This is a genomic window from Mesobacillus boroniphilus JCM 21738 (assembly GCF_000517385.1).
GTDB classification, from domain to species: domain Bacteria; phylum Bacillota; class Bacilli; order Bacillales; family Cytobacillaceae; genus Mesobacillus; species Mesobacillus boroniphilus.
Window position 1 is genome coordinate 1 of the sequence record NZ_BAUW01000104.1, and the last position, 11385, is coordinate 11385.

Consider the following 11385-nt stretch of genomic DNA (forward strand, 5'->3'; position numbering starts at 1 on the left):
AAAAAGATCTAAGTAGTGCTTCAAAACGATGTAACGAACGTTAAAAAAAGACCTAAGTGTCCTTCAAAGTGATGTAACGAACGTTAAAAAAGATTTAAGCGTCCTTCAAAGTGACGTAACGAACGTTAAAAAAGATCTAAGTGTGCTTCAAAACGATGTAACGAATATGCAAGTAAACCTTGAACAAGTACATGCAGACATTCACGAGATCAAAACAACTGTAGATAGAATAGAGTTGGCTCAAGCTGAAGATGTTATCGGAATTCTAAAAGTAAATAAACAGAAAACAGATTTTGAAGTTGATTATTTAAACAACAGATTAACAGAGATGGACAAGCGTATATATGTTTTAGAAAAAAAGTGAGAAGCTAGTGCAACAATGTAATGTTTTTATTTCTTTTAGGCATTATTTATTCTTGATCACTTGAAGAGGAGGGAAAACTATGGAACAAATTTTAAATCAAATATTGTTTGAGATGAAAAATATGCGTACTGATGTAAGTGAGTTGAAGGAGATGCGAGCGGATGTCAGTGAGCTGAAAGATATGCGTGAAGATATGGAAGACTTAAAAGTTATCCGTGCAGATTTAAATGATTTGAAAGAAGGTCAAAAAAGACTGGAAATCGGGCAAGAAAAATTGCAAAAGAATCTTATCGCTAGCCTTGGATTATACACAGACAAGATTGTTGAACATTTTGATGCTAGTACTGAAGTTTTAAACAAAAGAGTCTATAAAGCAGAAACAGAGATTGAGCGATTGAGCAGACAGTAGGTGTTATAGGGGCAATCTGACTTTTGGCTTCTTTTAACACCTATGATTAAGAAATCATCATAATTTACTTAACACACCCTCCGAAGACTGAATTCCCCTATTGCCACAAACTACTAATCTCTTCTTGTATTCAACCAAATCATACCACACATTCATCTAGCTTTTCTCCAGTTGATTCTAAGGTCAAATCTAAAACGAAGCAGAACAGATTCCTATTTTACCCTATACCCTACATCCGGCATTTCATTTACAATGATAGTAATAGATTCGTATGAAGGATGATGACTTTGGATGTGACGATGAAGAAGGTGGTCGAGGCCAGTTATTTGACGGCGGATTCGGCTGCGCATTACCGGACAATTTTGCGTTATTTTTACCATCAGCATGAAAGGATGCGGGATTTCATTTCCCCTGAGGAAATTTTGGAGTATATGCGCTCCATTGCTGTATTTGCGGATTATCAGGAGGAGCAGCTGCATCAGCAGCTTGCACAGCTTGTGAAGTGGAATAACTTGATTGCCAGGCAGGATATGACCAATGCGAAGACGGTTGAGGAATATAAGAAGAAGCGATTCCGTTATCAGTCGACGCCTTATACAATCGAAATCGAAAGGATGCTTATAGTACTTGAAAAAAAGGTTGGTGACACCTTCCAGGGGTCATTGGAGCGGTCTCAGTTTGACCGTTTGTTGCAGTCTTTGTCGATATTGCAGCAGGAGCTCGAGGGCAGTCTTGCGAAAAAGGCTGAGGAATACATGCGGATTTGGGAGGATGTCTTCCGCTACTTCCAGACGATCAGGTCCAGCACGGCTGATTACATTGCATACATAAACAGTGAACAGACTGATCAACGGATGCAGACTGAAGCTTTCCTTGTCTATAAAAATCAATTCACGACCTATTTGCGTGACTTCATTGTTTCATTACAAAATACGTCGCTGCAAATCAAAGAACGGCTTGATGAACTGTCTCCGGATAAGTTGGGGTTATTTTTCGATAAACTGGTTGAACATCGGCAGTCGATTCCGAGACTTGAGGATGTCAGTTCGTCTGTTGAGGAGTGGCGGACTGAATACCTGGAGTATTGGGGTTCGTTGAGGCAGTGGTTCCTTGGTTCGAATTTGCAGCAGAGTGAGCTGGATGTACTGCAATGGCAGACGAATGAAATGATCAGGAGAATGACTCGATATGTTCAGCGTATAGGGGAAAGACAGCAGCACTTCCGCAGCCGTAAAAATGATTATTTGCACCTGGCAAAATGGTTTGTCGATACGGATGCACTCGAGGAGGCCCATAAACTATCCTCTGTTGTGTTTGGGGCGATGACGATCAAGCATCTTCAGCTTGATGAGGTGAGTACAGATAATTTGCATACCGAAACCTGGGAAGAAAATCCTGTTATGGTTCCGCTGAAGCCGCGGACGAATCGCTACCGTGAAAAGACGAAGCCGGGTTCAATGGTATCGAATGAGGAGAAAAAGCGTCTTCAACGCGAGCAATATCTGGCTGAACGAAAACAGGAGCAAGTACTGATTGAAAAATATATAGATGAGGGTGTCATAAAACTATCTGCTGTTTCAAAAGTTGAACCATTTGTCAGGAAGGTTTTGCTTGGGTGGATAGGAAAATCGATGGCAAGCAAGAATGGCAAAGTCAAGACAGATTATGGGATGGTCGTGAAGGTGACAATTGACCGTGAAAAGATGATTCTTCTTGATGCAGAGGATGGAACTCTGAAGATGCCCGATGTGCTGTTCACCTTTGAAGGAGAGGGGGAATCCAGATGATCAAGCTTGAACAAACCTTAGAATTTGATGAAAAGGCGATTCTCGGAATGGATTTATTGTTTAATCACTACTGGATTCTCCGCAGCGAGCAGCCAGAGTGGTATCAGCTCGTCCGTGAACGGGAGAAGGTACTGAGACGCTATATCAATGAGAAGTTCGGATTGCGCCTGATTGTCCATCAGCATTTTATCAAGCTTGAAAAAATCCCGGTTGAGCCGGAACGATGGATGGGCATCCAGGAATTCCAGGAACCGATGGATTATGCTGTTTTTTGCTGTGCGCTTTCCTTCCTTGAGGGCAAGTCTGTAGATGAGCAATTCCTTTTATCGGAACTTAGCCAGGAAATCCAGGCGGATTATCCTGGTGACCTTCCCCTTGACTGGACGCTTTATACTCATCGAAAATCGCTGATCCGCGCAATCAAGGTGCTGATCGATTTTCAGCTGATCAGGACCATTGATGGAGATATCAGCCGATATGACCATAATGAAGAACAAGAGGTGCTGTATGAGGCAACGGTCTATAGCCGGTATTTTATGCGCACCTATCCAGATGATTTTACAAGCTATAAGCACTGGAATGAGCTCTTAAATGAAGATTGGAGGCTGAACCAGGAGGACGAAAGAAGGAAGCGGGTATACCGCAAACTGTTCTTCTCACCTGGACTTCACCGCATTGATATGCAGGATCCAGACTTTTTATATATCCGGAATTTCCGCAATCGACTGTCCGAGGATATCGAAAACCATAGTGATTATAAATTGCATGTTTATAAGAACACCGCTTTTTTGTCAACAGATGAATCGCGGCAATATCAGAACTTATATCCTGATGCAAAAGCATCGACGGATCTGATTCTGCAATTTTCAAAGCATTTGCATGATTACCCTGAAAAGTACATTCCGAAAGAAAATGGAGAGATTGTCCTGACTGAGGGGGAAATGGATGGAATCATCCTTGAACTTCGAAGTCAGTTCGAGCGGGGATGGTCAAAATATTTTCGTGAAAAAGCGAACAGTGGCATCAGGAACGAACTACTTGAGGCGATGAAAGACTGGATGATGGCAGAAGTCGAGAAAGAAAGTTCATTAATTAAAATAAAACCGCTATTGGGTGTGCTTGCCGGAGCATTCCCGGCTGATTTTGAAGGGAGCGAGGAGTAATGAAGGGTACAAGATGGGTGATGAACCGTGCAGGGTTACTCAATTTCTGGTATTACGATGAAGAAGTGTTCCACTTTGAGCAAGGCAAGCTACTGCTTCGCGGCTCGAATGGTTCTGGGAAATCAGTGACGATGCAAAGTTTCCTGCCTGTACTGCTGGATGGCAAAAAGTCTCCTGACCGCCTGGATCCCTTTGGTTCGAAGGCGCGAAGGATGGAGGATTATCTCCTTGGTGAAAAGGAAGTCGTCGACCGTGATGAGCGGACAGGCTATTTGTTCATCGAATATAAAAAGCAGGGGTCTGAGCAGTATATCACCACTGGAATAGGGATGCAGGCGAAGCGGAATAAAGGAATCAAGTCCTGGTATTTCCTCTTGACTGATAACCGGAGGATAGGTCATGATTTCCAGCTTGCCCAGCAGCACACAGGTGAAAAAGTTCCGCTTTCAGCGAAGGAATTGGAGAACCGGATTGGCCAGGGTGGCTATGTAGTCCATTCGCAGCGGGAGTACATGGATCTTGTGAATAAGTATGTCTTTGGGTTCCAGTCTATCGATGCTTATGAGGACTTAATTAAGTTGCTGATCCAGCTGAGGAGTCCAAAGCTGTCGAAGGATTTCAAGCCAACGGTCATCTACGAGATACTGGAATCAGCTCTGCCTCCTTTGACTGATGATGAGCTGCGCACTCTCTCTGACACAATCGAAAGCATGGACCAGACGCAGCAGCAGCTGGAACAGCTTCATCGAGAGTCTGAATCGATCTACAGACTGGAAGCGGCATATGATACGTATAACAAATATATTTTAGCCGAACGGGCTGAGCAATGGCAGAAGGCACTGCAAAGGAGCAATACTGCCGAAACAAAAGTGAACGAGTATATATCCCAGCAACAACAGCTTGATCAGGAGATTGTCAGACTAAGGATTGAGCTTGAAAAGTTTCAGCAGCAAAAGCATATTGCTGAGCAGGAGAGCAATTCGCTTAAGCATCATGAGGTTTGGTCACTGGAGGAGAAGAGGAAAGACAAGCTTGATGAATCGGCAGTAATCGCGAATGAGATTGCTGGACTGCAAAAGCGGTGGGATGAAAATAATAAAAAACTCCGCGGCGAATATCAGAAAAAACAGGCTGCTGAAGATGAGCTTTTTCAATATGATCAAAAGGAAAGAGAACTTTTGGCCGAGCTTGCACTTGACGCGGATGCAACAGCCTTTCACCAGCATGAGGTGAATGTCTCGGATTATGTACGGACAAAGGAAATTGGATTTGATTTTACCGTCTGGCAAAAAGAAGCGAAAGACCATCTGGCCTTGCTTGGGGAGCTGGAGAAACTCGCTGTTGAAGCTGTGAGGCTAGGTGATGACCAAAATCACCTTCAGCGACAATCATCTGAGAAGAAAAAAGAAATCGATGAGTTGCAAAAGGAACTGGACCATTATCAAACGTGGTTCGAAGAGGAACACCAAAAGCTTGAAAGTAATGTATTTTTCTGGATGGAAAAACATCCAAAGCTGCTCTACTCTAATGAACTTCGCCAGGGAATCGCACGTGCATTGCAGGGATTGTATGAGCGTAATCGCTATGATGATGTCCGCTCTCAATTGTATGTAGCCATCCATAATTATGAAGCTGAAGTGAAGAGGGATGAGGCTCTGACAAAGAGTCGGATTCAGCAAAAACAGAATGATATCAGTGAAGCAGAGGCGGAATTGCTGCGAATAAAAACCCAGAAGATGCTTGAGCCCGAACGAGCAACAGGTACGGAAAAACAACGGGAGAAACTATTGAATGAAAATACCGCCTTTCTGCCATTTTATGCAGCAGTCGAATTTCAGGAGCATGTTACAGAGGAGCAGCGGGAACGCCTGGAGGCAGCGCTGATGAAAACTGGAATCCTTGATAGCCTGATCACTGATCAAACGTTTTCACCTGTGGAGGATGCTGTTCTGGCTGCTGATCCACGCCTGCTTGGCTACACGCTTGCTGACTATTTGATGCCTGACTTGGATGTTGACAGTCCTTTGACTGAGGAATTGGTGGACCAGGTGCTGCGGTCCATTCCGCTGGAGAATGATGGGACAGGATTCCATATCGATCAAGACGGGTCGTATTCAATTGGCTGCATGAGAGGACATGCTCCATTAGGGGGTCCTTCGAAATATATCGGAAGGACGTCAAGGAAACGGCATCAGCGTGAGTTGATCCAGACTTGGACAGAAAAGATCCAGGAATTGTATCGGGAACTTGCTGGATTGAAAGTTGAACTCGAGCACTTCAATTCTGAACTTGAAAAGATTGATACTTGGAAGAGAGAGATACCAGATGACAAGGTACTTTTAGATATAAACGAGCAAATTTTATCAAAGAAGCATGAGTTAAAGAATGAAAGGGAAATGCTAAACCGGATTGATGCAGACTGGAAGCGAGTTTATGACAAATATACAGAAGTAAAGCGGGTTTTACGTGATAAAGGGGTCCAGCTGAATATTCCGTTGACGGTTGATGATCTTGGAAGTGCATTGTCAGCTGGGCAAAGCTACATTGATTTTTTACATGAGTTGAAAAATAATGACGTGAAAGTTTCTTCTGTCAAAAAGCTTTTACAAACCTCGTTGGAGCGAATTGATGAGCTTGAGGGTGAGCTTGATGAACTGAGGGGTGAGCAGGGCAGGAAGGAAAGCCAGCTTGGTAAAATCAAGGCAATGATACAGTCGATTAACCTGCAGTTGCAGCTTAAAGGGATTGATGAAGTCAGGAGCAGGATCCAGGAAGTCCAGTATCAGCTTAATGAGGCTGAGAAAGAAATTGACCGAATTAGAAGTGATTTGCCTAAAGCTGAGTCGGATCAGAAGCGCAATCAGGAAAAGCTTGACGAGGCTCAAACAGATTTGTCATTTTGGAAGCAAATGACCGAAGTATGGGCAAGAATGGTCGAAGCAGAGAAGAAACGAAGTTACTTTGACATTGAAGGTAGAGATCCTGCTCAGATTTTTGCGCAGTTTGATCCTATTTTTACGAAACATGAGCGGCCGAAATTATCGGAACAGCTGACGAAAGTCTTTTTTAAATGAACAGGCACATTTGACGGAATACCGAATGTTTGAATATCCGGAAGATACTGAGATTCCATCCTGGTTCAATGATAACCTGGCAGAGAAGTACGAGCCATTTATGAATGAATGGAACCAGTTGAAAGGCCGGCGCTTAATTCAGATGGAATACAGGGGCCAGCGTGTCAGTCCGTATTATGTATCTTCAGAGCTGAAGAAGGAACTTGAAGAACAGCAAGGCTGGCTTGATGAGCAGGATCGCAGGCTGTATGAGGACATTATTTTAAACAGTGTTGGAATTATCCTGCGAAATCGCATCCAGCGTGCCCAGCAATGGGTGAAAGAGATGGATAAAATCATGGCAGACCGTGATAATTCATCAGGACTTATCTTTTCAATTGCCTGGAAACCGCTGACAGCGGAGTCAGAGCAGGAAATGGATACAAGAGATCTGGTTCAGCTTTTACAACGAAACAGCAAGTTCTTGAATGAAGAAGATTTGCAGCGGATCACGAAGCACTTCCAGTCAAGGATTGCCAAGGCGAAGGAGCTGATTCAGCTGCGCAATGAAGGATCCACGCTTCACCAGGTTTTGAAGGAAGTGCTGGATTACCGCAAATGGTTCACATTCGTTCTTTCGTTCAGCCGGGTGAATGAACCTAAGCGTGAGCTGACAAATAACGCATTCTTCAAGTTCAGTGGCGGTGAAAAAGCGATGGCGATGTATATTCCTTTGTTCACGGCTGCCTATTCCAGATACAAGGAAGCGGGAGAAATGGCACCATTTATCATTTCACTTGATGAGGCGTTTGCGGGTGTCGACGAGAATAATATCCGTGATATGTTCGAGGTTGTAGAGCAGCTCGGCTTCAACTATATCATGAATTCTCAAGCCTTATGGGGTGATTATGATACGATTTCAAGTCTTTCCATATGTGAGTTGGTCCGACCGAAGAATGCTGATTATGTCACGGTCATCCGCTATCAATGGGATGGTAAGCAGAAGTCGCTGGTAATCGATGAGGCACCTGAATTGGAGGAACTGGTGACAAATGAATAATAGATTGCAAGTGTTCCGAGACGAACCTGGTTTCCGGAAGCTATTTGGCTTGTTCCGGGACAAGTTCAGATCTCTTGGCAGAGTCGGGGGTTTCGTCAGTCTGAAAGGTTTCAAGGAAGCAGAGGTCGAATCAATTGCCGGCTTCCTTGGCCTTTCTGCGGTTGAGTTGATTGATAAAGGGCGTGTTGGTCTTGGCCAGTTTGAAAGAGAACTTGCCAAGACGGGTTTTTCAGACCTTACCCTCGTGGAGATATTGGAAGAAATTTTAGAGGAACCGATTTTATCAAAAAAGCAAGAAAACGGAGAATAATCTAAAGCTTGAAAATGAATTTGTAAATACATTAAAGCTGGACATTCCTGAAGTGGGTTGGTGGCTGGAATGGATTAGTGAGAGAAGCCCGGATACAAGGTGGATTTGGTCACTTTATCGGCAGGATGAAATTATGCTTTCAGGAATGATAAGAGAGGTCTCTATTGCTTTTTTGTCGCTGCCGAAACAGGGAGAACTTGAACGCCTCCCCTTCTTTGCTCAGCGGACAACCGGGAATCCGCATTATTTTGATATCTCTGAGTCGGGCGGAAGATTATTGCTCCATTTTCTAACGGTAAATAAGAAAACTAGTGAAGATCCCGAATACCTTTTTCCAAAAAGCACTGAGGAAATCAATGACCTACTCGCAGAATATGGCTTGTTAAGGGATGACTTGTGGAATTTCGTGACCCTTCAAGGAATGGTTGCTTACTACCAGGGTGAAATCCACCCAGTCTGGAATGCAGCTGTCCAAACCCGAACAGTACTGAATGTTCCGATGAAAGAATTAGCCAAACTTGAAACTATCAAGCCTGCCTCTGGCCGAATGGTGTGGATTGTTGAAAATTCGAGTGTGGCTTCTACCATCATGGATGCAGTCCCTGATGCTGCTGTAGTCTGCACACATGGACAGTTGCGAGCAGCAAGTTGGAGACTCCTAGATAAATTGGCCGAGGAAGAATGCACATTATTTTATTCTGGCGACCTGGATCCAGAAGGAGTCCAGATTGCGGATCGATTGAAGAAAAGGTATCAAGAAAAGTTGGTTTTGTGGAGGATGGATCCATTAGCATATGAGAGTAGCCTCTCAAATGAGGATATTGCCGGAAGGATTGCAAAGCTTGATGGTGTGTCATCGGAAGAATGGAAAGACGTCGTTATGATGATGCGCGAAAAGAAAAAGGCAGGATATCAGGAAGCATTGGTAGATGTTCTTATAGAAGATATTAAACAGGCTTAATTAAATTGAAGAAGAGTTCTGGTAATTCATCTTATGTGTTACTTCCTTTGAAAAATGCCTTCGTAACCAATGGATTCCTGGAATTGAAGGTAGGACATCGCGACCTAAAGTATGGACAGAAAGTATTGCAAAAAGATGTTAGGAGTATTAAAGATATATTGAACAAATAGAGAAACATATAGATACAAAAAAAGATGAATTGAAAGATAAATTGGGAGATCAACAAAGAGTAATTGATACGCTAGCTGCTCGTTCTATTAAGCACGAAAGCGAAATAAAGACTTTAGACACATACTGAAAAAACAGTAAGGAGCGATTTTCGCTCCTTTTTTTCTTGCCATTAGAAGTTTGGGATCCACTTCTTTCTTAGCGTTACTAAACCTAATATGCTTATTGAGAAAAGCTCGAGTGGATCAGAATATAAATATCGCTATGATTATTTTTTATTACTATGCTTATCAAGTAATTCTATGACTTTATCAAGTTTCTTTTCGATTTCTACTGTCTGATTTCTCTTTTGAGAAGAATTGATCAGCATCCGACGGATAAAAAGCGTGAAGGAAAATGCGAATAAAACTATTAGGCAACAACCAAGCCTAAATAAATGATTGAAACTACATTAAAATCTGCCATTTCATAATTCTCCCTTTATTCTTCTGAAAGTGAAATTATTCCAATATTAGTTTAACATATCCTTGGCATCGTCTTGAAGCCGTATCTCCAGTAGTAATCCTCACTGGCGTGTTCTTTACCAATAAGAATCTAGTAATTTTTGTTAAAATAGTGGGATCCGGCGTATGATTTTGCGGGAATCCTCTCCAGTTAGGGTGAAGATTTTTTTAACAGGTGTATTGATCAATATCCGTACGGTAAAGAAGTAGCTAAGCGTGTTCATTTTTATAAAAGTACCTTTGCCCTGCAGGAGGCACTGCATGGAATAGAGAATGATGATCGACAGGCTTTTGAGGCTGGTATTCAGAATTATAGGTAGAATCGTTTTGACGAGAGCAGTTCATGGCTTATATATTAAAAAAGAATTGCCGCGGCCAACGCGGCATTCTCATTTTAATAAAATTTTATATTCAGCGCAGGGACATCTTTCCAAGTGATATAATTAATTAATTCATTTCTTATATAATAGGGTATTACAATAATTTTATAGAAGTAATAGAGGAGTCAAAGTTACGAATCAATAAATGGTTGAATGCTAGGAGGGGGACAGATTGATCCAGAGGCTTGGAAACGCACCTTATTTACTTCTGGTTGGTGCTGCATTATTTTGGGGCGGCAATGCGGTTGCTGGAAAGTTTCTTGCTGGTTCGCTGCCGCCGGTGACGATTTCGTTCACCCGTTTGGGGATTGGGGTCCTGATCATGTCTCCGGTTATCATCAGGCTGTTTAGACATGAAAGGGCAGCCTTACGAGAGCACTTCAAGCTGCTGTTATTCCTGGCGGTGACGGGGGTAGTTGGATTTAATCTGCTGATTTATTGGGCCGTCAATTATACGACGGCGATCAATGCAACTTTATTGAATAGCACTAGTCCTCTGTTCATTTTCCTGCTTTCAGCTCTTCTGATCGGAGAAAAAATGGAATTGAAGTACTGGGTGTCGATGGCGATTTCAATGGTCGGTGTGCTGATTGTCATCACGCATGGGTCAGTTGAGCGAATGCTAGCTTTGCAGTTTAATATTGGCGATTTGATTATGGTGCTGGCTGTAATTTCGTGGTCCTTATATTCTATTTATATTAAAAAGATTTCCGGGAAGCTGCCATCGCTTGCAATTTTCGGCTTTACGCTTGCGCTTGGTTTTATGGTGATGATTCCAGCCGTGGCAATTGAGTTGGCGTTGGTTCCGGTTGGTAAAGTGAATCTTGCAGAGTGGAGTGCTTTATTTTACATAGGAATTTTCCCGTCGATCTGCTCGTTTTTGTTATGGAATCGAGCAGTTGCAATGATCGGACCATCGAAAGCATCTATTTCTTTGAATCTAATTCCGGTTTTTGGTACAGTTGCAGCCTTTTTTATCCTGGGAGAGGTGATTGCGATACCGCAAATCATTGGCGGCTGCCTGGTTTTTATTGGGGTATTCATTACTTCTTTTACGAAAAAGAAAGCAGTGCAGTTGGTTGAAGAAGCATAGAGTTTTTATGGTGGATCATTTTAGCAGTTAAAAAACGTAGTGTCCCAATTTATTTGGGACACTTTCTTTTTGATTGCGTCCTCATCTCTATTAAAAAGGAAATTTCCTTATTAAGGCGAAATTATTAGGTATTG

At 42.7% G+C, this 11385-nt stretch carries 9 protein-coding genes and 1 pseudogene; 9 read left to right on the top strand and 1 reads right to left on the bottom strand.

Features of this window, described 5'->3' with window-relative positions; all coding sequences use genetic code 11:
• Positions 1-166: 166 nt before the first annotated feature.
• From JCM21738_RS18865 to JCM21738_RS26880, 8 genes are all read left to right on the top strand, one after another.
• A complete protein-coding gene (locus JCM21738_RS18865) occupies positions 167-364 on the top strand; it encodes a hypothetical protein (RefSeq protein ID WP_156916366.1) in 198 nt (65 codons plus the stop codon).
• Positions 365-443: 79 nt separating this feature from the next.
• Entirely contained in the window at positions 444-773 is a 330-nt protein-coding gene (locus tag JCM21738_RS18870) for a hypothetical protein (protein WP_023614475.1), read from the top strand.
• 287 nt (positions 774-1060) lie between these two features.
• The gene (locus JCM21738_RS18875; protein ID WP_023614474.1) at positions 1061-2560 is read left to right on the top strand and encodes a TIGR02677 family protein; all 1500 of its coding nucleotides are present in this window, start codon (positions 1061-1063) and stop codon (positions 2558-2560) included.
• Positions 2557-3723, top strand: coding sequence for a TIGR02678 family protein (locus tag JCM21738_RS18880; protein ID WP_023614473.1), 1167 nt, complete (start codon positions 2557-2559; stop codon positions 3721-3723). Before JCM21738_RS18875 ends, JCM21738_RS18880 begins: the two co-directional genes overlap by 4 nt.
• Positions 3723-6797 (top strand): TIGR02680 family protein, encoded by a 3075-nt coding sequence (locus JCM21738_RS18885; RefSeq protein WP_243463092.1) that lies wholly within the window; start codon positions 3723-3725, stop codon positions 6795-6797. Before JCM21738_RS18880 ends, JCM21738_RS18885 begins: the two co-directional genes overlap by 1 nt.
• A gap of 25 nt (positions 6798-6822) precedes the next feature.
• Positions 6823-7836, top strand: coding sequence for an SbcC/MukB-like Walker B domain-containing protein (locus JCM21738_RS26245; RefSeq protein ID WP_243463093.1), 1014 nt, complete (start codon positions 6823-6825; stop codon positions 7834-7836).
• Positions 7829-8146, top strand: coding sequence for a TIGR02679 domain-containing protein (locus JCM21738_RS26875; protein WP_256360216.1), 318 nt, complete (start codon positions 7829-7831; stop codon positions 8144-8146). Before JCM21738_RS26245 ends, JCM21738_RS26875 begins: the two co-directional genes overlap by 8 nt.
• Before the next feature lie 52 nt (positions 8147-8198).
• Positions 8199-9107 (top strand): DUF2399 domain-containing protein, encoded by a 909-nt coding sequence (locus tag JCM21738_RS26880; RefSeq protein WP_256360217.1) that lies wholly within the window; start codon positions 8199-8201, stop codon positions 9105-9107.
• A 436-nt stretch (positions 9108-9543) separates the two neighbouring features.
• On the opposite strand, the pseudogene JCM21738_RS27795 reads toward JCM21738_RS26880, so the two are convergent.
• Positions 9544-9740 (bottom strand): annotated as a pseudogene (locus JCM21738_RS27795) (DUF4083 family protein).
• 590 nt (positions 9741-10330) lie between these two features.
• Between JCM21738_RS27795 and JCM21738_RS18895 the strand changes: the two are divergent.
• Positions 10331-11251 (top strand): DMT family transporter, encoded by a 921-nt coding sequence (locus JCM21738_RS18895; protein WP_023614469.1) that lies wholly within the window; start codon positions 10331-10333, stop codon positions 11249-11251.
• Positions 11252-11385: the final 134 nt, after the last annotated feature.

Bases quoted from the DNA above. Each gene is read 5' to 3' on its own strand.
- JCM21738_RS18880 (WP_023614473.1), top strand. From the start codon at position 2,557: ATGATCAAGCTTGAACAAACCTTAGAATTTGATGAAAAGGCGATTCTC.
- JCM21738_RS26875 (WP_256360216.1), top strand. From the start codon at position 7,829: ATGAATAATAGATTGCAAGTGTTCCGAGACGAACCTGGTTTCCGGAAG.
- JCM21738_RS18870 (WP_023614475.1), top strand. From the start codon at position 444: ATGGAACAAATTTTAAATCAAATATTGTTTGAGATGAAAAATATGCGT.
- JCM21738_RS18865 (WP_156916366.1), top strand. From the start codon at position 167: ATGCAAGTAAACCTTGAACAAGTACATGCAGACATTCACGAGATCAAA.
- JCM21738_RS18885 (WP_243463092.1), top strand. From the start codon at position 3,723: ATGAAGGGTACAAGATGGGTGATGAACCGTGCAGGGTTACTCAATTTC.
- JCM21738_RS26245 (WP_243463093.1), top strand. From the start codon at position 6,823: ATGTTTGAATATCCGGAAGATACTGAGATTCCATCCTGGTTCAATGAT.